Origin of the sequence: Cronobacter universalis NCTC 9529 (genome assembly GCF_001277175.1) — a bacterium.
GTDB classification, from domain to species: domain Bacteria; phylum Pseudomonadota; class Gammaproteobacteria; order Enterobacterales; family Enterobacteriaceae; genus Cronobacter; species Cronobacter universalis.
On record NZ_CP012257.1, the window covers coordinates 3,465,858 to 3,487,569 of the forward strand.

19 protein-coding genes and 1 other RNA gene are annotated in these 21,712 nt (G+C 59.0%); 5 read left to right on the forward strand and 15 right to left on the reverse strand.

The annotated features are described in order from the left end of the window. Nucleotides 1-78 precede the first annotated feature (78 nt). The 7 genes from gcvP to AFK65_RS15960 all read right to left on the reverse strand — a co-directional run bounded on the left by gcvP (nucleotide 79) and on the right by AFK65_RS15960 (nucleotide 9,324). Nucleotides 79-2,952 (reverse strand): aminomethyl-transferring glycine dehydrogenase, encoded by a 2,874-nt coding sequence (gene gcvP, locus AFK65_RS15930; protein WP_038856372.1) that lies wholly within the window; start codon nucleotides 2,950-2,952, stop codon nucleotides 79-81. A gap of 132 nt (nucleotides 2,953-3,084) precedes the next feature. After that, nucleotides 3,085-3,474 carry a glycine cleavage system protein GcvH gene (gcvH, locus tag AFK65_RS15935; RefSeq protein ID WP_004385667.1) on the reverse strand — a complete coding sequence of 130 codons (390 nt, stop codon included), beginning with the start codon at nucleotides 3,472-3,474 and terminating at the stop codon, nucleotides 3,085-3,087. 23 nt (nucleotides 3,475-3,497) lie between these two features. Beyond that, entirely contained in the window at nucleotides 3,498-4,595 is a 1,098-nt protein-coding gene (gene gcvT, locus AFK65_RS15940; RefSeq protein ID WP_007700729.1) for a glycine cleavage system aminomethyltransferase GcvT, read from the reverse strand. 422 nt (nucleotides 4,596-5,017) lie between these two features. Next, entirely contained in the window at nucleotides 5,018-6,220 is a 1,203-nt protein-coding gene (gene ubiI, locus AFK65_RS15945) for an FAD-dependent 2-octaprenylphenol hydroxylase (protein WP_038856370.1), read from the reverse strand. Nucleotides 6,221-6,230: 10 nt separating this feature from the next. Then, nucleotides 6,231-7,409 carry a 2-octaprenyl-6-methoxyphenyl hydroxylase gene (gene ubiH / locus AFK65_RS15950; protein ID WP_038856367.1) on the reverse strand — a complete coding sequence of 393 codons (1,179 nt, stop codon included), beginning with the start codon at nucleotides 7,407-7,409 and terminating at the stop codon, nucleotides 6,231-6,233. Next, nucleotides 7,406-8,722, reverse strand: a complete 1,317-nt coding sequence (gene pepP / locus AFK65_RS15955) for a Xaa-Pro aminopeptidase (RefSeq protein WP_038856365.1) — start codon at nucleotides 8,720-8,722, stop codon at nucleotides 7,406-7,408. The genes ubiH and pepP overlap by 4 nt, the downstream gene beginning before the upstream one ends. 23 nt (nucleotides 8,723-8,745) lie before the next feature. Next, a complete protein-coding gene (locus AFK65_RS15960; protein WP_007701424.1) occupies nucleotides 8,746-9,324 on the reverse strand; it encodes a YecA/YgfB family protein in 579 nt (192 codons plus the stop codon). 161 nt (nucleotides 9,325-9,485) lie between these two features. Between AFK65_RS15960 and zapA the strand changes: the two genes are divergently transcribed. The 3 genes from zapA (at nucleotide 9,486) to AFK65_RS15970 (ending at nucleotide 10,654) form a co-directional block, all read left to right on the forward strand. Beyond that, nucleotides 9,486-9,815 carry a cell division protein ZapA gene (gene zapA, locus AFK65_RS15965; protein WP_004385658.1) on the forward strand — a complete coding sequence of 110 codons (330 nt, stop codon included), beginning with the start codon at nucleotides 9,486-9,488 and terminating at the stop codon, nucleotides 9,813-9,815. Between the two features lie 42 nt (nucleotides 9,816-9,857). After that, nucleotides 9,858-10,041: non-coding RNA, 6S RNA (gene ssrS, locus AFK65_RS21275), on the forward strand. Between the two features lie 16 nt (nucleotides 10,042-10,057). Further along, entirely contained in the window at nucleotides 10,058-10,654 is a 597-nt protein-coding gene (locus AFK65_RS15970) for a 5-formyltetrahydrofolate cyclo-ligase (protein ID WP_007701429.1), read from the forward strand. Between the two features lie 80 nt (nucleotides 10,655-10,734). On the opposite strand, the gene serA is transcribed toward AFK65_RS15970, so the two are convergent. Both serA and rpiA read right to left on the reverse strand, forming a co-directional pair. Continuing rightward, nucleotides 10,735-11,973 carry a phosphoglycerate dehydrogenase gene (serA, locus tag AFK65_RS15975; protein WP_007701432.1) on the reverse strand — a complete coding sequence of 413 codons (1,239 nt, stop codon included), beginning with the start codon at nucleotides 11,971-11,973 and terminating at the stop codon, nucleotides 10,735-10,737. Between the two features lie 269 nt (nucleotides 11,974-12,242). Then, nucleotides 12,243-12,902, reverse strand: a complete 660-nt coding sequence (rpiA, locus tag AFK65_RS15980) for a ribose-5-phosphate isomerase RpiA (protein WP_007701435.1) — start codon at nucleotides 12,900-12,902, stop codon at nucleotides 12,243-12,245. Between the two features lie 167 nt (nucleotides 12,903-13,069). Here rpiA and argP point away from each other — a divergent pair, with 167 nt between their 5' ends. Then, on the forward strand, nucleotides 13,070-13,963 hold the full coding sequence (gene argP / locus AFK65_RS15985; RefSeq protein WP_007701437.1) for a DNA-binding transcriptional regulator ArgP: 894 nt from the start codon (nucleotides 13,070-13,072) through the stop codon (nucleotides 13,961-13,963). A gap of 26 nt (nucleotides 13,964-13,989) precedes the next feature. Here argP and AFK65_RS15990 read toward each other — a convergent pair whose 3' ends face one another. The 6 genes from AFK65_RS15990 to epd all read right to left on the reverse strand — a co-directional run bounded on the left by AFK65_RS15990 (nucleotide 13,990) and on the right by epd (nucleotide 20,222). Further along, nucleotides 13,990-14,772, reverse strand: a complete 783-nt coding sequence (locus tag AFK65_RS15990) for an oxidative stress defense protein (RefSeq protein WP_007701440.1) — start codon at nucleotides 14,770-14,772, stop codon at nucleotides 13,990-13,992. 104 nt (nucleotides 14,773-14,876) lie between these two features. Further along, nucleotides 14,877-15,512 carry an arginine exporter ArgO gene (argO, locus tag AFK65_RS15995; RefSeq protein WP_032805659.1) on the reverse strand — a complete coding sequence of 212 codons (636 nt, stop codon included), beginning with the start codon at nucleotides 15,510-15,512 and terminating at the stop codon, nucleotides 14,877-14,879. 145 nt (nucleotides 15,513-15,657) lie between these two features. Continuing rightward, nucleotides 15,658-16,596 carry a small-conductance mechanosensitive channel MscS gene (locus AFK65_RS16000; RefSeq protein ID WP_038856362.1) on the reverse strand — a complete coding sequence of 313 codons (939 nt, stop codon included), beginning with the start codon at nucleotides 16,594-16,596 and terminating at the stop codon, nucleotides 15,658-15,660. A 192-nt stretch (nucleotides 16,597-16,788) separates the two neighbouring features. Further along, nucleotides 16,789-17,865, reverse strand: coding sequence for a class II fructose-bisphosphate aldolase (gene fbaA / locus AFK65_RS16005; protein WP_007701485.1), 1,077 nt, complete (start codon nucleotides 17,863-17,865; stop codon nucleotides 16,789-16,791). 97 nt (nucleotides 17,866-17,962) lie between these two features. Then, nucleotides 17,963-19,126 (reverse strand): phosphoglycerate kinase, encoded by a 1,164-nt coding sequence (gene pgk, locus AFK65_RS16010; RefSeq protein ID WP_038856361.1) that lies wholly within the window; start codon nucleotides 19,124-19,126, stop codon nucleotides 17,963-17,965. Nucleotides 19,127-19,202: 76 nt separating this feature from the next. After that, nucleotides 19,203-20,222, reverse strand: coding sequence for an erythrose-4-phosphate dehydrogenase (epd, locus tag AFK65_RS16015; RefSeq protein WP_007701500.1), 1,020 nt, complete (start codon nucleotides 20,220-20,222; stop codon nucleotides 19,203-19,205). 353 nt (nucleotides 20,223-20,575) lie between these two features. Here epd and AFK65_RS16020 point away from each other — a divergent pair, with 353 nt between their 5' ends. Continuing rightward, nucleotides 20,576-21,712, forward strand: a complete 1,137-nt coding sequence (locus tag AFK65_RS16020; protein WP_038856360.1) for an ADP-ribosylglycohydrolase family protein — start codon at nucleotides 20,576-20,578, stop codon at nucleotides 21,710-21,712.

Here is a 21,712-nt window from a genome sequence, read left to right on the forward strand (position 1 = left end):
GCTGGCATAACAGCGTGCGGCACGGAATAAAAAAGGGCGCCGAAGCGCCCTCTGTGATGTGATTTTTTATGCCTGACGTTACTGGTATTCGCTCATCGGCACGCAGGAGCAGAACAGATTACGGTCGCCATAGACGTCATCAAGACGCTTCACGGTCGGCCAGTATTTATTCTCAAAGCCCGCCGGGAAGGCCGCCAGCTCGCGGCTGTAGGCGTGTTCCCACGCCTGCGCCAGTTCGCGCTGCACGTGCGGCGCGTTCACCAGCGGGTTGTCGTCCTGCGGCCATTCGCCCTGCGCCACGCGGTCGATTTCGCCACGAATAGCCAGCATCGCGTCGATAAAGCGGTCCAGTTCAACTTTGCCTTCCGATTCGGTCGGTTCAACCATCAGCGTGCCCGCCACCGGGAAGGACATGGTCGGCGCGTGGAAACCATAGTCGATAAGACGCTTGGCGATATCCAGCTCGCTGATACCGGTCATCTCTTTCAGCGGACGAATATCCAGAATGCATTCGTGCGCCACGCGGCCGTCTCGGCCGGTATAGAGCACCGGATAGGCGTCTTTCAGGCGGCTCGCGATGTAGTTCGCGTTGAGGATGGCCGTCTGGCTCGCTTTTTTCAGCCCCTGCGATCCCATCATGCGGATATACATCCAGCTTATCGGCAGAATCGACGCGCTGCCGAAAGGCGCCGCGGAAACCGCGCCCTGCGAGGTCAGCATGCCTTCAATCTGCACCACGCTGTGGCCCGGTACGAACGGCGCCAGGTGCGCTTTCACGCCAATCGGGCCCATGCCCGGACCGCCGCCGCCGTGCGGAATGCAGAACGTTTTATGCAGGTTAAGATGCGACACATCCGCGCCGATGTAGCCCGGCGAGGTGATGCCCACCTGGGCGTTCATGTTGGCGCCGTCGAGGTAAACCTGGCCGCCGTACTGATGCACGATGTCACACACTTCGCGGATGGTTTCTTCATACACTCCGTGGGTGGACGGGTAGGTGACCATGATGCAGGAGAGCTTATCGCCCGCCGTTTCGGCTTTGGCACGCAGATCGGCGAGATCGATATTGCCCTGCTTATCACAGGCGACCACCACCACCTGCATCCCCGCCATCTGCGCCGACGCCGGGTTAGTGCCGTGCGCGGAGCTCGGAATAAGGCAGATATCGCGATGGCCTTCGTTGCGACTCTCGTGATAATGGCGAATCGCCAGCAGGCCCGCGTATTCACCCTGCGCGCCGGAGTTCGGCTGCATGCACAGCGCGTCGTAGCCGGTCAGTTTCACCAGCCAGTCGGAGAGCTGGCTAATCATCTGCAGATACCCTTCCGCCTGATCCGCCGGACAGAACGGATGCAGCTCGGCGAATTCCGGCCAGGTGATCGGGATCATTTCCGCCGCCGCGTTAAGTTTCATGGTGCAGGAGCCAAGCGGGATCATCGCCTGATTCAGCGCCAGATCTTTACGCTCGAGGCTGTGCATATAGCGCATCATCTCGGTTTCGCTGTGGTAGCGATTAAAGACCGGATGCGTCAGGATCGCGTCATCGCGCAGCATCGCGGGCGGAATGGAGCGGCTGTCATGCGCCACGTCTTTATCCAGCGCGTCGATATCCACTGCCGCGTCGCCGCCCGTGACCACGCGCAGCAGCGCCTGCACATCGGCGCGGGTCGTGGTTTCATCAAGCGTAATGCCCACCGCGCCCGGAATATCGCTGCGCAGGTTGATTTCACTGGCCTGCGCGCGCGCCAGAACAGTGGCTTTATCCGCCACCTCGACGCACAGGGTGTCGAACCAGGTCGCGTGACGCAGCTTCAGTCCTTTCTGTTGCAGGCCCGCCGCCAGAATATCGGCGAAACGGTGAATGCGGCTGGCGATACGCTTCAACCCTGCCGGGCCGTGGAACACGGCGTAGAGGCTCGCGATATTGGCCAGCAGCACCTGGGAGGTACAGATGTTGGAGTTCGCTTTCTCGCGGCGAATGTGCTGCTCGCGGGTCTGCATCGCCATACGCAGCGCGGTGCGCCCGGCGGCGTCTTTCGACACGCCGATAATGCGCCCCGGCATAGAGCGTTTAAATTCATCGCTGGCGGCAAAGAACGCGGCGTGCGGGCCGCCATAGCCCATCGGGACGCCAAAACGCTGGGCGGAGCCGAAGACGATATCCGCGCCCTGTTTGCCAGGCGCGGTCAGGAGCACCAGCGCCATAAAATCGGCCGCCACGCTCACAATCACTTTGCGGGATTTCAGCTCGCTAATCAGTTCGCGATAGTCATGCACCTCACCGGTGGTGCCGACCTGCTGCAACAGCACGCCGAACAGATCCTGATGATCGAGCGCCTTTGGCGCGTCATCGACGATCACCTCAAAGCCGAACGTTTCGGCGCGGGTGCGGACCACATCCAGCGTCTGCGGATGCACATCCGCGGCCACGAAGAAACGATTGGCGTTTTTCAGTTTGCTGACGCGTTTGGCCATCGCCATGGCTTCCGCCGCCGCGGTGGCTTCATCGAGCAGCGAGGCGGAGGCGATATCGAGCCCCGTCAGATCCAGCGTCACCTGCTGGAAGTTCAAAAGCGCTTCCAGACGCCCCTGTGACACCTCCGGCTGATACGGCGTATAGGCCGTGTACCAGCCCGGATTCTCCAGCATATTGCGCAGGATCACCGGCGGCGTGTGCACCGCGGTGTAACCCATGCCGATATAGTTTTTAAAGCGCTTGTTGCGCCCGGCGATAGCTTTGAGCTCCGCCAGCGCGGCGAATTCGGTGGCGGCGTCGCCGACGTCGGGCGGCGTCGCAAGCTGGATATCCGCAGGAACGATTTGCGAAATCAGCGCATCCAGCGAGTCCGCGCCAACGGTGCGCAGCATCTCCTGCTGCTGGTCAACACCCGGTCCGATATGGCGCTCGATAAAAGCGTCGCGATTTTCCAGGTGGCTCAGGGTCTGGGTCATGGGCGATATTTCCTGAAACGTGCAGTGAGGCAAATAAATGCGATGGTCAGTCGTGCTCCCGGCGGGAGCGGCGCGGGCGTAAGCGGCGCCCGCGCGTGCCCCTGTCGTTACGCAGGGGCGAGGTCCCGTGAATTACTCGTCTTCTAACAGCGCTTCATACGCGCTGGCATCCAGCAGCGCGGCCACTTCGGCCTCATCGCTGGCTTTGATTTTGAAGATCCAGCCCTGGCCGTAAGGCTCGCTGTTAACCAGTTCCGGCGAATCGCTCAGCGCGTCGTTGACGGCCACGATCTCGCCGCTGACCGGCGCGTAGATGTCGGAGGCGGCTTTTACGGACTCCGCGACGGCGCAATCATCGCCCGCGTTAACCGTCGTGCCCACATCCGGCAGATCGACAAACACCATGTCGCCCAGCAGCTCCTGCGCGTGCTCGGTGATCCCGACGGTGTAAGTGCCGTCAGCTTCTTTACGCAGCCATTCGTGTTCTTTGCTGTATTTCAGTTCGTTTGGCACATTGCTCATTGCTTCTCTCCTGATAACAAAACTTACTGCGTGACCGGCTTACCGGCGCGCACGAAAATGGGTTTAGTAACTTTCACGGGCATTTCGCGATTGCGGATCTGCACAATGGCAGTATCGCCGATACCCGCGGGAACGCGAGCCAGCGCTATGCTGTAGCCGAGCGTCGGCGAGAAGGTGCCGCTGGTGATAATGCCTTCGCGGGCGTTGCCTTGGTCATCGGTGAAACGCACCGGCAGTTCGCCGCGCAGTACGCCTTTTTCCGTCATCACCAGGCCAACCAGCTGTTCGGTGCCGTTCTCACGCTGGGCTTCCAGCGCGTCGCGGCCGATAAACGCGCGGTCTTCCGGCTGCCAGGCGATCGTCCAGCCCATATTGGCGGCGAGCGGCGAGACGCCCTCGTCCATCTCCTGGCCGTAAAGGTTCATGCCCGCCTCAAGGCGCAGCGTATCGCGCGCGCCAAGGCCGCACGGTTTGACGCCCGCTTCCACCAGCTGGCTCCAGAATCCGGCCGCTTTTTCATTCGGCATCGCGATTTCATAGCCCGCTTCGCCGGTGTAGCCGGTGGTGGCGATAAACAGGTCATCCGCCTGCACGCCGAAGAAAGGCTTCATGCCGTCTGTGGCTTTACGCTGCGCGTCGTTAAACAGCGTGGCGGCTTTCGCCTTCGCGTTCGGCCCCTGGACGGCGATAAGGGAGAGATCGTCGCGCACGGTCACGGAAACGCCATACGGTTCGGCGTGCTCGTTGATCCAGGCGAGATCTTTTTCACGGGTGGCGGAGTTTACGACCAGGCGGAAATAGTCTTCGGTCATGAAATAGACAATCAGATCATCAATCACGCCGCCGGAGGCGTTGAGCATGCCGGTATAGAGCGCTTTGCCCGGCTGGGTGAGTTTTGCCACATCGTTCGCCAGCAGGTAGCGCAGGAATTCGCGGGTACGCGCGCCGCGCAGGTCGACAATGGTCATATGGGAGACATCAAACATCCCCGCGTCGTTACGCACCGCATGGTGTTCATCAATCTGCGAGCCGTAATGCAGCGGCATCATCCAGCCGTGGAAATCCACCATGCGCGCGCCGCAGAGGTTGTGCTGTTCATACAACGGGGTTTGTTGAGCCATCTTTTCCTCATCCTGTCAGCCGGGTTGGTGTGGGTTTCAGACGGCGCAACGCCCTGCATGAAACCCGGCGCCGGCGCCGATCCCGGCGGCGACGCAAACGTTAACTTGCGTCTGAACTTATCACCGAACGAGGGCGTAAACCATAAGGCTGGCGGGGCCATCAGATTAGCTTATGGCCTGAAATCGTTTTTCACCCTGCAGCACGAAAAACTACCTGAAAGGTTTCAGGCACGGCCAAAACGCTAACGCTTTGCCGTGTTTTCAAAATAAGCGTGCAGAAATCGCTGTTTTGAGGGGAAATTCATGAAAGTGAAAATTTCGACAGATTAAAAAAACTAATTCGAAAAAGAGGGTGAAATTAGAATATTTCAAACGGGGAGCGACTTCTCTTTCCGGGGGCCGGAAAGAGAAGTGTGACGCAGTTAACGCAACCACTCCGGCAGATCGTTAAGCCCCATCGCCTGGCGAATCAGCTGCGGTTTAACACCCGGCAGTTTATCGGCAAGCGTTAAGCCCAGATCGCGCAGCAGTTTTTTCGCAGGATTCGAGCCGGAGAAAAGCTCGCGGAAGCCCTGCATGCCCGCCAGCATCATCGCGGCGGCATGCTTGCGGCCGCGCTCGTAGCGGCGCAGATAAAGGTGCTGCCCGATATCTTTGCCCTGCTGATGCAGACGGCGCAGTTCGCTTATCAGCTCGGCGGCATCCATAAAGCCGAGGTTAACGCCCTGCCCGGCCAGCGGATGGATGGTATGCGCCGCGTCGCCGACCAGCGCCAGACGGTGCGCGGCGAACTGGCGCGCGTAACGCCCGGTGAGCGGAAAGACATGGCGCTCGCTCTCAAGCGCGCATAAGCCGAGGCGATTATCGAACGCCACGCAGAGCGCCTGATTAAACGCCGAGACCGGCGCCTGCTGCATCCGGTCGGCTTCCTGAGGGGAAAGCGACCAGACGATGGAACAGAGATGCGGGTCGCTGAGCGGCAGAAACGCCAGAATACCGTCGCCGTGGAACACCTGGCGCGCCATGCCGCCATGCGGCTCTTCGGTGCGGATCGTGGCGACCAGCGCATGATGCTGGTAATCCCAGGACGTCAGCGGAATTTCCGCTTTCGCGCGCAGCCAGGAGTTGGCACCATCAGCGCCGATAACCAGACGCGCCGTCAACATGTTGCCGTCTTCAAGCGTAAGGAAAGCTTCGTTTTCGCCCCACGCGACCTGTTGCAGCGTCGCGGGCGCCATCAGCGTCACCGATTTGCACTGCTGCGCTTTTTGCCACAGCGCGTAGTGGATCGCCTGGTTTTCAATAATGTGCCCGAGATGGCTGAAGCCAAACGACGCGTCATCAAACGCGATGCGCCCGAAACTGTCTTTCTCCCAGACTTCCATGCCGTGATAGGCGGTGGCGCGCTGGCGAAGAATGGCGTCCCAGACATCAAGCTTTTTGAGCAACGCTTCGCTGGCGGCGTTAATCGCCGACACCCGCAGCGCCGGCGGCGCGCTCGCCTCCAGCGGTTCCGGCGCGCGCTGCTCCAGCACCGCGACGCGCAGCCCGCTGCCTTCCAGCCCGCAGGCTACCGCCAGCCCGACCATGCCGCCGCCGACAATCGCTACATCTACACTTTGCACATTCGACTCCTTAGCGCGGCACCCAACCAAGGGTGCGTCTGGCCAGCGCGTCACGCGCCGGGGTAAATAGATCCATTGCCATCAGGCCAAGGTTGCGCCCGACCACCAGCGGCGACCAGCGGTTGGCGAAAAGCTGCACCAGCCCGTCGGTCACGCCGATCGTCGCGGCTTTATCCTGCTCGCGGCGCTGTTGATACGCGCCAAGCACCGGATACGCGCCGATATCTTCGCCGCGCGCGAAAGCCTGCGCCAGCGTCTCGGCGAGCGTCATCACATCGCGCAGCCCAAGGTTAAACCCCTGCCCTGCGATCGGGTGCAGCGTCTGGGCGGCGTTGCCGACCAGCGCCGTGCGGTGAGAAATCACCCGCGAGGCGAGACTTAACGCGAGCGGATAACCGCTACGCGCGCCCGCGTGCGTAATACGCCCCAGCCGCCAGCCAAAGGCGGTCTGGAGTTCGCGGCAGAAGCGATCGTCGCTCCAGCCCAGCACCTCAGCCTGTTTATCGAGAGGATGGCACCAGACGAGCGAACTGCGACCGCCCGACATCGGCAGCAGCGCCAGCGGGCCGTGTTCGGTAAAACGCTCGAACGCACGGCCCTGATGCGGCAGCGCCGTCGCGACATTCGCAATGATTGCCGCCTGATGATAAGGCTGCTGACGCCACTCGATGCCGCACTGCGCACCAATGGACGAGCGCGAACCATCGGCCGCTACCAGCAGTTGCCCTTCCAGCGTCTCGCCGTTATCAAGCTGTACGCTGACTGCCTCGTCACGGCGCGTAATGGCCGTCACGCGCGCGGGGCAGTGCAGATGCACGCCCGGCGCTTTACGCAGCAGGCTGAAAAGCCGCTGACCGGCGTCGTGCAGCTCCACGACATTCCCCAGCGCCTGCGTCTGGTAATCGCGCGCGTTCAGCGTCACAAAACCGGCGTGGCCGCGGTCGCTGACGTGAACGGTGGTGATAGGCGTCGCGCAGGGCGCGAGCGCCTGCCAGACGCCGACGCGCGCCAGCTCGCGGCAGGTGCCGTCGGCAAGCGCGATGGCGCGGGCGTCAAAGCCCGGATGCGCGGCGGACTCCGGCGCGCTGGCTTCCACCAGATGCACCGCCAGCGCGCCGTGGGTAAACCGGGAGATAGCCAGCGCAAGCGTCGCGCCAGCCATGCCGCCGCCGGCGATAATCACGCTCATGAGCGCGGCGCTGCCGCCATCAGCGCTTCGATATCGTCCGCCGATTTCACCACGCTGGCGGTCAGGTTCTCATTGCCGGTTTCGGTAATGACGATATCGTCTTCGATACGGATGCCGATACCGCGATATTCTTCAGGCACGTCGGCGTCCGGCGCGATATAAAGCCCCGGCTCCACGGTGATGACCATGCCTGGCGCCAGGATACGCGAGCGATCGGGGCCGTAGAAGCCGACATCATGCACATCCAGCCCCAGCCAGTGGCTGAGCCCGTGCATAAAGTACGGACGGTGCGCGTTTTCCGCGACCAGCTGCTCCACGTCGCCGTTGAGAATGCCCAGCCCGACGAGCCCTTTCACCATTACGCGCACCACGTCGCCGGTCACATCCTGAATTGAGGTGCCAGGACGGAAGAGACGCAGCGCGGTTTCCAGCGATTCCAGAACAATGTCATATACCGCGCGCTGCGCAGGCGTGAATTTGCCGTTCACCGGGAAGGTGCGGGTGATATCGCCCGCGTAGCCTTTGTATTCACAGCCCGCGTCGATAAGCACTAAATCGCCGTCGCGCAGCTGGCTTTCGTTTTCGGTGTAATGCAGGATGCAGCCGTTTTCGCCGCCGCCCACAATGGTGTTGTAGGAGGGAAAGCGCGCGCCGTGGCGGGTGAATTCATGCAGAATTTCGCCTTCCAGCTGGTATTCATACATGCCCGGACGGCACGTCTGCATGGCGCGAATATGGGCCAGCGCGCTGATTTCGCCGGCGCGGCGCATGACGGCCAGCTCTTCCGGCGATTTAAACAGGCGCATTTCGTGTACCCAGGGGCGCCAGTCGGTGAGCGTGGCGGGCGCGGAGAGATTCTGACGCGCGCCGCGGCGCAGTTTATCCAGCGCGGTGAACACGATGGCGTCGGCATAAGGGTATTCGCCCTGCGCGTGGTAGACCACATCCAGCCCGTTCAGCAGTTGATACAGCTGCTCGTCGATTTCGTTAAACGCCAGCGCGCGGTCGACGCCAAGCTTCGCCGGGGCCGCCTCCTGCCCGAGACGACGGCCAAACCAGATCTCCGCGGTCTTATCGCGCAGACGGTTAAAGATAACGCTGTGGCTGTGCGTTTCATCGCTTTTAATCAGCACCAGCACCGCTTCGGGTTCATTGAAGCCGGTGAAGTACCAGAAATCGCTGCTCTGGCGGTACGGGTATTCGCTGTCGGCGCTGCGCGTCGCTTCCGGCGCGGCGAAAATCAGCGCCGCGCTGGCCGGAGCCATTTTCGCCAGCAACGCCTGACGGCGTCGCAGAAACTCTTGCTGTGTCATTGCACCTCCTGAGTAAACGAATGTTAGTGAAGCGTGGGCTTTTTCACTTCCGGCGCGGTCGGTGACTGGCGCGTAAAGGTGTCGTGGCAGAGCAGCGCCGCGACGCGCACATACTCGATGATCTCCTCAAGCGACATCTCCAGCTCTTCCTGATCTTCGCCTTCGTCATAGCCGAGCTGGGCGATGTTGCGCAGGTCGTCGATGGCTTCGCCGGTTTCGCCGGTGATTTTGTCGAGCTTCGGTTGGGTGACGCCGAGGCCCAGCAGGAAGTGGTTCACCCAGCCCGCCAGCGCATCGGCGCGGTCAAAGACCGAGACATCGTCGCCGTCCGGCAGCCAGAGCTGGAACATAAAGCCGTCATCCTCCAGCGTATCGCTGGTGGCGGCGTGCAGCTGACGCAGCGCCTGAGCGAGCTGCTGGCCGAACGCCAGCCCCTCGTTGGTCAGGTCGTGCAGCAGCGGTTGCCAGCTGCTGTCATGATTGCCGCCGCACAGGATTCCACTGATAAGGCCGTGCATTTCTGCGGGGGTCAGGCCCACGCCTTGCTGATTGAGCAACTGGCCGACCTCGTCGTAACCAGGCATTTCGTTCTGTATAGACATGCGCATTCGTCGTCGTTGGGAGGAGGAGTTCGTGTTATGCTACCACTTCGTGCCCTGGTGATACCAGAAAAGGGCTTGTGTCTTCATATCAGGGTAGCTATAGTGTCGCCCCTTCGCAGCCCCGGCGCGAATGGTTGGCGAGTCAACAGCAGGAAAGTGGAATGTCTGCACAACCAGTCGATATCCAAATTTTTGGGCGTTCACTGCGGGTGAATTGCCCGCCTGAACAGCGAGATGCACTGAATCAGGCTGCGGACGAGCTGAATCAACGGTTGCAAGATCTGAAAGTTCGCACTAGAGTCACCAATACTGAGCAGTTAGTTTTCATCGCAGCATTAAACATCTGTTATGAGCTGGCTCAGGAAAAAGTGAAAACCCGTGACTACGCGGCCAACATGGAACAGCGTATCCGGATGCTCCAGCAGACCATTGAACAAGCATTACTTGAGCAAGGTCGCATAAGCGAAAGAGCGGAGCCAAAGTTTGAATAACGCTTCAGGGTTTACTATGGTAGAGTGACCGTGAAGTAAAAAATTTCTCTGAGATGTTCGCAAGCGGGCCAGTCCCCTGAGCCGATATTTCAAAAAAACAGAATGTGACGCTCCACGGTTGGTGAGCATGCTCGGTTCGTCCGAGAAGCCTGAAAACCGTGACGACGCATTCACCTTGAACCACGGGTTCAAGGGTTACAGCCTGCGGCGGCATCTCGGAGATTCCCCCTTCTTCTACTACCATGACTGAATTTCCCGTTACTTCAGACCTTCGTCAGCACATCCGTAAAGAGATCCGCTACAAGCGCCGTGCGCTGACGGCCGAGCAGCAGGCGCATTTCGCCGAACAGGCCGCTGCGCGTATGCTGGGCTTCGCCCCGGTGGTGGAAGCGAAAAGCGTGGCGGTGTTTCTCTCTTTTGATGGCGAGCTTGATACCCGTCCGCTAATTGAAGGACTATGGCGCGCCGGAAAACAGGTGTGCCTGCCCGTGCTTCACCCTTTCAGCCCCGGCAATTTGCTGTTTCTGCGCTATCTGCCGGACAGCCTGCTCGCCACGAATCGTCTGAAAATCCTTGAGCCTGCGCTGGATGTGCGCCATGTCCTGCCGTTAGACCGTCTCGACGTGCTTATCACGCCGCTGGTGGCGTTTGACAACACTGGACAGCGCCTCGGCATGGGCGGCGGTTTTTACGATCGCACGTTGCAAAACTGGCGCGCGCACGGATTCTTGCCGGTCGGCTACGCGCACGATTGTCAGCAGGTGGAAAGCCTCCCGGTGCAGGAGTGGGATATTCCCCTGCCCGCGGTGGTGACGCCGACCAAAACCTGGCGCTGGTGAAATAAAAAGCCGGGTCGCTTACGCTAACCCGGCTCAACATCTCGTTCAGCAGGCCGGGTAAAATGCCCGGCCTTATCACTTCAGTACAGCAGGCGCGCGCGGATCGTGCCCTGAATCGCCTTCATGCTTTGCAGCGCGTTGTACGCGATATCTTCCGGCGCATCCACATCAATCACCACATAGCCCATCTGCGGCGTGGTTTGCAGATACTGCGCCGCGATGTTAATGCCCTGCTCGGCAAAGATCTGGTTGATGGCGGTCAGCACGCCCGGACGGTTTTCGTGGATGTGCAGCAGGCGGCTGACGCTGCCGCCGTGCAGCGGCAGAGAGACTTCCGGGAAATTCACCGCTGAGAGCGTCGAGCCGTTATCGGAGTATTTCGCGAGCTTGCCCGCCACTTCCAGACCGATGTTTTCCTGCGCTTCCTGGGTTGAACCGCCGATGTGCGGCGTCAGGATCACATTGTCGAACTCGCACAGCGGCGAGTTAAACGGATCGCTGTTGGTCGCAGGTTCAACCGGGAAGACGTCAATCGCCGCGCCCGCCAGATGTTTGCTGGAGAGCGCCTCGCACAGCGCCGGGATATCGACCACCGTACCGCGCGCGGCGTTAATCAGCAGCGCGCCAGGCTTCATCAGCGCCAGCTCTTCCGCGCCAATCATATTTTTGGTCGACGCGTTTTCCGGCACATGCAGGCTCACCACGTCGCTCATGTTGAGCAGATCGGAGAGATGCTGGACCTGGGTTGCGTTGCCGAGCGGCAGCTTGCTTTCGATATCGTAGAAAAACACGTTCATCCCCAGCGATTCCGCGAGGATACCAAGCTGGGTGCCGATATGGCCGTAACCGATAATACCCAGTTTTTTACCACGCGCCTCAAACGACCCCGTCGCGAGTTTGTTCCAGATGCCGCGATGCGCTTTGGCGTTCGCTTCAGGAATGCCGCGCAGCAGCAGCAGCAGTTCGCCAATTACCAGCTCGGCTACCGAGCGAGTGTTGGAGAACGGCGCGTTGAAGACCGGAATGCCGCGCTTCGCCGCCGCGTCCAGATCCACCTGGTTGGTGCCGATGCAGAAGCAGCCGACCGCGACCAGTTTTTCCGCTGCGGCAAAAATCTCTTCAGTCAGATGAGTACGGGATCGCAGGCCGATAAAGTGCGCATCGCGGATGGACGCTTTCAGCTGTTCGCTGTCGAGCGCGCCCTTGTGGTATTCGATATTGGTATAACCTGCGGCACGCAGGCTATCGATGGCTTTCTGGTGAACCCCTTCCACCAGCAAGAATTTAATTTTGTCTTTCTCCAGCGATACTTTTGCCATTTCCCGACCCTGTCTTGTCTGAACTGTTATGAAGCTGAAATAAGCCAGCCTTCTGCCAACATATCAAAATTTGCGTTTCCGGCAATATGAACGTTTGCGTCGCGACATTGAAGAAACATCACGCAGAGATAAAAGGCAGAAGAAAATGTCGCATGGCAGAAATATGACGGAAGGATTAACAGGATGGATACAAAAATGTGAGAGATGTCACCAAATTTAACGCAGGGGAATTTTTTTAACCGCAGGGGCGCCGGAACGCCCCTGTCAGATCATTTTACGATGGTTTTTACGCCGTCTACAGTGCCGATGAGCGCCACGTCCGCGCCGCGGTTCGCAAACAGGCCGACGGTGACGACGCCCGGAATGCCGTTGATGGCGTTCTCCAGCGCAATCGGATCCAGAATGGTCAAACCATAAACGTCCAGAATCACGTTGCCGTTATCCGTCACCACGCCCTGACGATACTCCGGGCGTCCGCCGAGCCTGACCAACTGACGCGCGACCGCGCTGCGGGCCATCGGGATCACTTCCACCGGCAGCGGGAAAGTGCCGAGCACATCCACCTGCTTGGACGCGTCCGCGATACAGATAAACTTTTCTGCCACCGACGCGATGATTTTCTCGCGCGTCAGCGCCGCGCCGCCGCCTTTGATCATCTGCATCTGGCCGTTGATCTCATCTGCGCCATCCACATAGATGCCGAGAGAATCCACCTCGTTCAGATCGAAAACGGTAATGCCCAAGCTTTTGAGCTTCGCGGTGGAGGCGTCAGAGCTGGAAACCGCGCCTTCAATCTCGTTTTTCATGGTGCCCAGCGCGTCGATAAAATGCGCGGCGGTGGAGCCCGTGCCTACGCCGACAATCGTGCCCGGCTCGACATACTTCAGTGCGGCCCAGCCGACGGCTTTTTTAAGTTCATCCTGCGTCATGAGAGTTTTGCCTGTGGTGTAAAAACTGTGGCGCATTATAAAACAACCCGTCACGCAATGGGCGAGTCATTCTGCGGCACAGCTCCGATGTTTGCGTTTGGGTCTGTATCCGGTGCAAATTTATGTCATAGTGCGAAACATAACGAGACAGGGAGCACACCACAGAGATGAAACGCCCGGACTACCGAACACTACAGGCGCTGGATGCGGTGATAAGAGAGCGCGGGTTTGAGCGCGCCGCACAAAAGCTGTGTATTACGCAGTCCGCCGTGTCACAACGAATTAAACAGCTGGAAAACACCTTTGGCCAGCCGCTGCTGGTGCGCACCGTGCCGCCGCGCCCGACCGAGCAGGGGCAAAAACTGCTGGCCCTGCTGCGCCAGGTCGAGCTGCTGGAAGAAGAGTGGCTGGGCGATGAGCAGACCGGCTCGACGCCATTGCTGTTGTCGCTCGCGGTCAACGCCGACAGTCTCGCGACCTGGCTTTTGCCCGCGCTGGCGCCCGTGCTGGCGGATTCGCCGGTACGCCTCAATTTGCAGGTGGAAGATGAAACCCGCACTCAGGAGCGGCTGCGCCGCGGCGAAGTGGTGGGCGCGGTGAGTATTCAGCCTCAGGCGCTGCCGAGCTGTCTTGTCGATCAACTGGGCGCGCTGGACTATCTCTTCGTCGCCTCGAAACCTTTTGCCGATCGCTACTTCCCGAACGGCGTAACGCGCGCGTCGCTCCTGAAAGCGCCCGCCGTCGCGTTCGACCATCTGGATGATATGCATCAGGCGTTTTTACAGCAGAATTTCGATCTGCCGCCGGGCAGCGTGCCCTGCCACATCGTTAACTCGTCGGAAGCCTTCGTACAGCTGGCGCGCCAGGGCACGACCTGCTGTATGATCCCGCATCTGCAGATTGAAAAAGAGCTGCAAAGCGGCGAGCTTATCGACCTGACACCCGGGCTTTACCAGCGCCGGATGCTCTTCTGGCACCGCTTCGCGCCGGAGAGCCGTATGATGCGCAAGGTCACCGACGCGCTGCTGGATTACGGACGCAAAGTGCTGCGTCAGGATTAAAAAACCCGCCAGATGGCGGGTTTTTCTTACTGCTGCTGTGATGGCGCGTTGGTCGCCGCCGGCGCAGTTCCCTGGCTCGCCGTACCGCTCTGGGCCTGGGAAGGCTGGAGTTCAAACACCACATCCACCTGATCGTCGAACTGGATCGTCTGCTGATCGTAGGTGTCCTGCGCGGAAGCTGGCGCCGCCGCTTCGGCTTTCATCATGCGCATCATCGGGGTCGGCTGGTAGTTAGAAACGTGGTAGCGCACGCTGTAAACCGGGCCAAGTTTGCTGTTAAAGCCGCTCGCCAGTTGCTGCGCCTGACGCACCGCGTCGTCGATGGCCGCCTTACGCGCTTTATCTTTATATTCATCCGGGTGCGCCACGCCTAAAGAGACGGAGCGGATCTCATTCAGGCCCGCTTTGAGCGCGCCATCCAGCAGCTCGTTCAGTTTATCGAGCTTGCGCAACGTCACGTCGACGGTGCGTACCGCGCGATAGCCTTTCAGCTGGGTTTTGCCATCCTTGAGATACTCATATTCCGGCTGGGTGCGCAGGTTGGCGGCGTTAACGTCTTTTTTCTCCACGCCGTTGTTCTGCAGGTAGGTCAGGTACTGCGCCACGCGATCGTCCGCCTGTTTTTTCGCGGATGCCGCGTCTTTCGCGGAGACGTTGACCTCAATAGACAGCGTCGCGATATCCGGTACCGCATCCACGCTCGCCGTGCCGGAGGTGACAATATGCGGGCCGTTGGGCAGTTCATTCGCCTGAACGGACGTCGCGCCAAAACCAATCATTGCCGCAAGGGCCATCACTTTAAACTTCACTGTTCTTCCTCCATGCTGCGTGCAAGTAAAACCGCCCGCCAGAGAGAGTCGGGCATCTGCCTGCAAGCTTAGCGGCTCAATGCGGAATGTCCATCAGAGAAGGCTTAGAGGCCGAGCGCGGACAGATGATGTATCCCTTCGCGCGCCAGCTGGAAGGCGATAACCCACATCACCAGGCCCACCAGCAGATTAATCGTCCGCTGCGCTCTTGCGGTGCGAAGACGCGGCGCAAGCCAGGCGGCAAGCAGCGCAAGGCTGAAAAACCAGATAACCGACGCGCTGATGGTGCCAAGCGCGAAGGCGCGTTTCGGTAAAGCGTCAAGCTGTCCGCCAAGGCTGCCGAGCACCACAAAGGTGTCGAGATAAACGTGCGGATTCAGCCAGGTGACCGCGAGCATCGTGGTGATAATACGCAGCCTGCCCTGTTTGAGAATTTCCGCCGACGCCAGTTCCGGGTTGCCTGCCAGCGCGGTTTTCAGCGCCCCGAAGCCGTACCACAGCAAAAACGCCACGCCGCCCCATGTCACCAGCGCCAGCAGCCAGGGCGACTGCATCAGGACAGCGCTGCCGCCAAAAATCCCGGCGCAGATCAGGACGATATCGCTGAGCGCGCAGAGCGACGCGATCATCAGATGATACTGGCGGCGGATGCCCTGATTTAATACAAAAGCATTTTGCGGGCCGAGCGGCAAAATCATCGCCGCACCCAAGGCAAACCCCTGAAAATAAAAACTTAACACGTTGCGTTCCCAAAGCGTTGTCATCACAGGCGCTCAGTGTAAGGGCAGCTTTTCATTAGCAAAAACGAATATTTTTAATCACCAATAAGCAACGCTAATGAAGCAGGGTAAAAAAACGGTCTGCATATAGCAGACCGTCCTGAGCTTACTGACCGTCGGCCGGTTTTTCTTTCGGCGCGTCAGGCTGCGTAATAATCGCAGAGTGCGGCGCTTGCGGCTGCGCTTTCTCTTCAGCCTCGTTTTTCACCGGCTTGTAATGCACATCCATCTGCGGGTAAGGAATACCGATACCGTTGGCATCCAGCGTTTTCTTGATGCGCTCCAGCACGTCCCAGTAAACCTCCTGCAGATCGCTGCTCTTGCTCCAGACGCGAATGACAAAGTTCACGGACGACGCGCCCAGCTCGTTCATGCGCACCGTCATTTCGCGATCTTTGAGGATGCGGTCATCGGACTGAATAATCTCCGTCAGCAGCGCGCGCACTTTATCGATATCCGCGTCGTAAGAGACGCCAATGATAAATTCGTTACGACGCACCGGCTCGCGGGAGAAGTTAATGATGTTGCCTGCGATGATTTTCCCGTTCGGCACCACGACGATACGGCCATCCGGCGTGCGAAGCGTCGTGGAGAAGATCTGCACATGCAGCACGGAGCCGGCGACGCCGCCGAGATCGACATATTCACCCGCGCGGAACGGACGGAAGGTCACCAGCAACACGCCTGCCGCGAGGTTTGAAAGCGACCCTTGCAGCGCCAGACCCACAGCCAGCCCTGCGGCGCCGAGAACGGCGATAACCGACGCCGTCTGCACGCCCACGCGGCCCAGCGCGGCAATCAGCGTAAAGGCGATGATCCCGTAACGCACCAGAGCCGAGAGGAAATCCGCCACGGTAGCGTCGATATGACGGGCGATCATAACGCGGTTAAGCGTATTGGAGATGGCGCGCGCCACAATCATCCCGACGATAATAATGGCGATGGCCGCCACAATGTTAACGGCGTAGCTGATGAGCAGCGCCTGGTTGCGCACCAGCCAGCCGCCGGCGTTATTAATACTGTCTATTACGTGTAAATCATCCATTCGACATCCTTTCCCCTGGTCGGGTGATTAATAAACTGCCCGGATTACGGCAGCGCCAGTTGTTAAAGGGTAAACAAAACCCCGGCGCTCTGCCAGTCAACCACCCGCGAATCAGATTCTGGTTATGTTGATATTTCAGAAAGAAAAAAGCCCACCAGAGGTGGGCTTTTTCAGATGACGCTGTAGAAAAGATTACAGCACGTCTACCGCGTTCAGCTCTTTGAACGCCTGCTCCAGACGAGTCACCATGCTCGCCTGCGCAGCGCGCAGCCATACGCGCGGATCGTAGTATTTCTTGTTCGGCTGATCTTCGCCTTTCGGGTTGCCCAGCTGACCCTGCAGGTACGCTTCGTTTTCTTTGTAGTACTTCAGGATACCTTCCCAGGTGGCCCACTGGGTATCGGTATCGATGTTCATCTTGATTACGCCATAGCTGACGGAATCTTTGATTTCCTGCGCAGAAGAACCGGAACCGCCGTGGAACACGAAGTTCAGGCTGTTGTGCGGCAGGTTGTGTTTCTTAGAAACATATTCCTGAGAGTCGCGCAGGATGGTCGGGGTCAGTTTTACGTTACCCGGCTTGTAAACGCCGTGTACGTTACCGAAGGACGCCGCGATGGTGAAACGGTGGCTGATCGCGTTCAGTTTGGTGTACGCGTAGTCAACGTCTTCCGGCTGGGTGTAGAGTGCGGAAGCGTCCATATGGCTGTTGTCCACGCCATCTTCTTCACCGCCGGTGCAGCCCAGTTCGATTTCCAGGGTCATGCCCATTTTGGACATGCGCTCCAGATATTTGGAGCAAATTTCGATGTTCTCTTCCAGAGACTCTTCAGACAGGTCGATCATGTGAGAAGAGAACAGCGGTTTGCCGGTAGCGGCAAAGTGTTTTTCACCAGCGTCCAGCAGGCCGTCGATCCACGGCAGCAGTTTCTTCGCGCAGTGGTCGGTGTGCAGGATAACCGGCACGCCGTAGTGTTCAGCCATCTGGTGAACGTGATGCGCGCCGGAGATAGCGCCCAGAATCGCTGCCTGCTGGCCTTCGCCTTTGAAGCCTTTGCCTGCGATAAACGCGGCGCCGCCGTTGGAGAACTGAACGATAACCGGCGCTTTAACTTTCGCAGCGGTTTCCAGAACGGCGTTGATGGAATCGGTACCCACGCAGTTAACTGCCGGCAGCGCAAAGTTATTCTCTTTAGCTACCTGGAATACTTTCTGTACGTCGTCGCCAGTGATGACGCCCGGTTTTACGAAATCAAAAATTTTAGACATATTAACGTTGTCCTGTATGTGTATCTTCGACCGTTGGAAAGGGTAAGCGAGCTGTCAGGCGCGCTGAAAAACAGGCGGGATACCCCGCCTGCTTACATTATTTCTTCGCGCGCTCTTCGAGCATCGCAACTGCCGGCAGTACTTTGCCTTCCACGAATTCGAGGAATGCGCCGCCGCCAGTGGAGATGTAGGAGATCTTGTCGGCGATGCCGAACATATCGATAGCCGCCAGGGTGTCGCCGCCGCCTGCAATGGAGAACGCGTCGCTTTCTGCGATAGCGCGAGCCACGATTTCGGTGCCTTTACGGAAGTTCGGGAACTCGAACACGCCCACCGGACCGTTCCACAGGATAGTTTTCGCGTTTTTCAGGATTTCAGCCAGTTTCTCAGCGGAAACATCGCCCATATCCAGAATCTGCTCTTCATCTTTGATGTCAGTAACAGATTTCAGAGTAGCCGTCGCGGTTTCAGAGAACTCGGTCGCCACGCGAACGTCAGTCGGGACCGGGATATCACAGGTGGTCAGCAGACGTTTCGCTTCATCAACCAGATCCGCTTCGTACAGAGATTTACCGACGTTGTGGCCCTGAGCTGCCACGAAGGTGTTGGCGATGCCGCCGCCCACGATCAGCTGGTCAGCGATTTTAGACAGGGAATCCAGTACGGTCAGTTTGGTAGAAACTTTAGAGCCACCCACGATAGCGACCATCGGGCGAGCCGGTTCTTTCAGCGCTTTACCCAGCGCGTCCAGTTCTTCTGCCAGCAGCGGGCCTGCGCACGCCACGTCAGCGAATTTCGCCACACCGTGAGTGGACGCCTGCGCGCGGTGCGCGGTACCAAAGGCGTCCATTACGAACACGTCGCACAGGGACGCGTATTTTTTCGCGAGCGTCTCGTCGTCTTTCTTCTCGCCTTTGTTAAAGCGAACGTTTTCCAGCACCACCAGCTCGCCTTCAGCTACTTCGACGCCGTCGAGGTAGTCTTTCGCCAGGCGAACCGGGGAGTTGAGTTTGTCTTTCAGGTAGTTAACTACCGGCAGCAGAGAGAATTCTTCGTTGTATTCGCCTTCGGTCGGGCGGCCCAGGTGGGACGTCACCATCACTTTAGCGCCCTGTTTCAGAGCCAGTTCGATGGTCGGCAGGGAGGCGCGGATACGCGCGTCAGAGGTAACTTTGCCCTCTTTTACCGGAACGTTGAGATCGGCGCGGATCAGAACGCGTTTACCTGCCAGATCCAGATCGGTCATCTTAATTACAGACATGGTGAATCCTCTCGTTGATTCTTAAAGTTTTGCAGACCCCATACGCCGTGGCCACACGACCGCAACGGATGAAATCTTACCTGAAACCAATAGCTGCCATCGCTAACGTGGTGTCGAGCATCCGGTTAGCGAAGCCCCATTCGTTATCGCACCAGACCAGTGTTTTAATCAGGTGCGCTCCACTCACCCGTGTCTGGGTGCCGTCCACAATGGCGCTGTGCGGATCGTGGTTAAAATCTGTTGAGACCAACGGTAATTCCGTATAGTCAACTATACCATGAAATGCACCCTGTGCCGCTTTTTGCAGCAACAGGTTGACTTCATGGGCTTTTACCGGTTTTTGCACCGTCACGCTTAAATCTATGGCCGTCACGTTAATGGTAGGCACGCGCACCGCAATTGCCTCAAAGCGGTCATGAAATTTAGGAAAAATACGCGTTATACCCGCGGCAAGCCTGGTATCGACCGGAATGATGGACTGACTGGCGGCGCGGGTGCGGCGCAGGTCCGGATGATAGGCGTCGATAACCTGTTGATCGTGCATGGCGGAATGGATGGTCGTCACGGTGCCGGATTCAATCCCGAACGCGTCGTCCATCAGCTTAATAATGGGAATAATACAGTTGGTGGTGCAGGAGGCGTTGGAAACAATGCGATGCTCAGCGCGCAGTTCCTCTTCATTAACGCCGTAGACAACGGTAGCGTCGAGATCGTTGCCGCCCGGGTGTGAGAACAGCACTTTGCGCGCGCCCGCTTCAAGATGGGCGACGCCATCGGCCCGGCTGCCATAAACGCCGGTGCAGTCGAGCACCACGTCCACATTAAGCGCTTTCCAGGGCAGCGCGTTAATGTCGCGCTCATGCAGCAGACGAATAACATCGTTGCCAATCCAGAGCTGCTCGCCTTCCTGACGGACATCCCACGCGAATCGGCCGTGGCTGGTGTCATATTTCAGCAAATGCGCCATGCCCGCAGCGTCGGCCAGCTCATTAATGGCGACCACACTGATTTCCGCGCGACGGCCGGACTCATACAACGCACGAACTACGTTGCGCCCGATGCGACCGAAGCCATTAATCGCTACGCGTAAGGTCATATATCTCCTGCCAGAATCCCGGATGTGAAGAAGCTGACAGAGTAATGCAGCCACCTTCGAAGGGGAATCCTCGCCCGTCACAAACTACAACCGTTTGATGGATTGTCGAACAGTCAGTCGACTGAAACGCTTCAGCAAGAATAAGCGAAACATGGAATAAAAGGAATGATACCGCGGCGAAATGACACTAACTTCTGACCTGCGTCACATTTTTTCTGGAATAAATTCCACCGTTGCACCAGTTGCGATGAATAACAGACGGATAAAGCCTGTGAAGGGAGCAAATCTGGACGTTACGCGCCTGCCGCCGCGTCCTACAATGGTGGCGACTCCACAGTAACAAAGGGACAGTGATGGCGTATCCAGAAGAGAACGAAAACGCGGCAAACCTGACGCCCCTGCGCGCGCGATTTCGCGGCTGTCTGCTCGGCGGCGCGGTGGGCGATGCGCTCGGCGGCCCGGTGGAATTTTTAAGCCGGGCGGAAATCACCACGCGCTTCGGGGCGCCGGGCGTCACGGATTACGGGCACGCCTGGGGCGGCAGCGGAAAAATCACGGACGATACGCAAATGACGCTCTTTACCGCCGAAGGATTACTGCGGGCCTGGATGCGCGCGGCGATGCGCGGCATCGGCCCGTCATTCACGGCGGTAACCGCTCACGCATATTTGCGCTGGCTGCTGACGCAGGGCGAGCGCAATCGCCACAATCTGCTGGATAAAACGCAGTTATCCGGCTGGCTTATCGGGCATAACGCCCTCTTCCATGCCCGCGCGCCGGGCAATACGTGCCTCAGCGCACTGCGCGAGATGCGCGCCTTCGGCGAACCGGCCCGTAATAACAGCAAGGGCTGCGGCGGCGTCATGCGCGTGGCGCCGGTGGGGCTTTTTTATATGCGTTACCCGGGCGGCGATTTACTGAAAGCGGCGTTTGACACCGGTTGCCAGCTTGCCGCGCTCACGCACGGGCATCCGACTGGCTATCTCACCGGCGGGGTACTGGCGACGCTGGTTTTGCAGCTCGTTCAGGGCGAATCACTTGACGCTGCGCTGACGCATTCGCTGGATTTACTGAAAAGCGCGCCGCAGCATGAAGAAACAGGACGGGCGCTGGAGCATGCGCGCTCGCTCGCCGCGGCGCCGCTCGCCCCGCAGGAGGCTATCAAAAAACTGGGCGAAGGCTGGGTGGCCGAAGAGGCGCTCGCCATCGCGCTGTTTTGCGCGCTACGCGCCCGCGCGTTTGAAGAGGGCGTACTGATGGCGGTAAACCACGACGGCGATTCAGATTCCACCGGCGCGATAGCCGGAAACTTACTCGGCGCAATGTATGGCATCACGGCCATACCGCAAACGTGGCTGGCGCGGCTTGAGCTTAACGCGGTGATTCAGGAGATGGCGGATGACTTGCTGGACTATCGCGACTGGCCGATATCAGACTACGACAACTCACCGTTCGCTATTGCGATGCGTGAGAAATATCCGGGCGACTGA

Bases quoted from the DNA above. Each gene is read 5' to 3' on its own strand.
- AFK65_RS16000 (WP_038856362.1), bottom strand. From the start codon at position 16,596: ATGGATGATTTACACGTAATAGACAGTATTAATAACGCCGGCGGCTGG.
- gcvT (WP_007700729.1), bottom strand. From the start codon at position 4,595: ATGGCTCAACAAACCCCGTTGTATGAACAGCACAACCTCTGCGGCGCG.
- pepP (WP_038856365.1), bottom strand. From the start codon at position 8,722: ATGACACAGCAAGAGTTTCTGCGACGCCGTCAGGCGTTGCTGGCGAAA.
- AFK65_RS15970 (WP_007701429.1), top strand. From the start codon at position 10,058: ATGACTGAATTTCCCGTTACTTCAGACCTTCGTCAGCACATCCGTAAA.
- pgk (WP_038856361.1), bottom strand. From the start codon at position 19,126: ATGTCTGTAATTAAGATGACCGATCTGGATCTGGCAGGTAAACGCGTT.
- gcvH (WP_004385667.1), bottom strand. From the start codon at position 3,474: ATGAGCAATGTGCCAAACGAACTGAAATACAGCAAAGAACACGAATGG.
- argP (WP_007701437.1), top strand. From the start codon at position 13,070: ATGAAACGCCCGGACTACCGAACACTACAGGCGCTGGATGCGGTGATA.
- fbaA (WP_007701485.1), bottom strand. From the start codon at position 17,865: ATGTCTAAAATTTTTGATTTCGTAAAACCGGGCGTCATCACTGGCGAC.
- AFK65_RS16020 (WP_038856360.1), top strand. From the start codon at position 20,576: ATGGCGTATCCAGAAGAGAACGAAAACGCGGCAAACCTGACGCCCCTG.
- gcvP (WP_038856372.1), bottom strand. From the start codon at position 2,952: ATGACCCAGACCCTGAGCCACCTGGAAAATCGCGACGCTTTTATCGAG.
- rpiA (WP_007701435.1), bottom strand. From the start codon at position 12,902: ATGACGCAGGATGAACTTAAAAAAGCCGTCGGCTGGGCCGCACTGAAG.
- serA (WP_007701432.1), bottom strand. From the start codon at position 11,973: ATGGCAAAAGTATCGCTGGAGAAAGACAAAATTAAATTCTTGCTGGTG.
- ubiH (WP_038856367.1), bottom strand. From the start codon at position 7,409: ATGAGCGTGATTATCGCCGGCGGCGGCATGGCTGGCGCGACGCTTGCG.
- AFK65_RS15960 (WP_007701424.1), bottom strand. From the start codon at position 9,324: ATGTCTATACAGAACGAAATGCCTGGTTACGACGAGGTCGGCCAGTTG.
- epd (WP_007701500.1), bottom strand. From the start codon at position 20,222: ATGACCTTACGCGTAGCGATTAATGGCTTCGGTCGCATCGGGCGCAAC.
- zapA (WP_004385658.1), top strand. From the start codon at position 9,486: ATGTCTGCACAACCAGTCGATATCCAAATTTTTGGGCGTTCACTGCGG.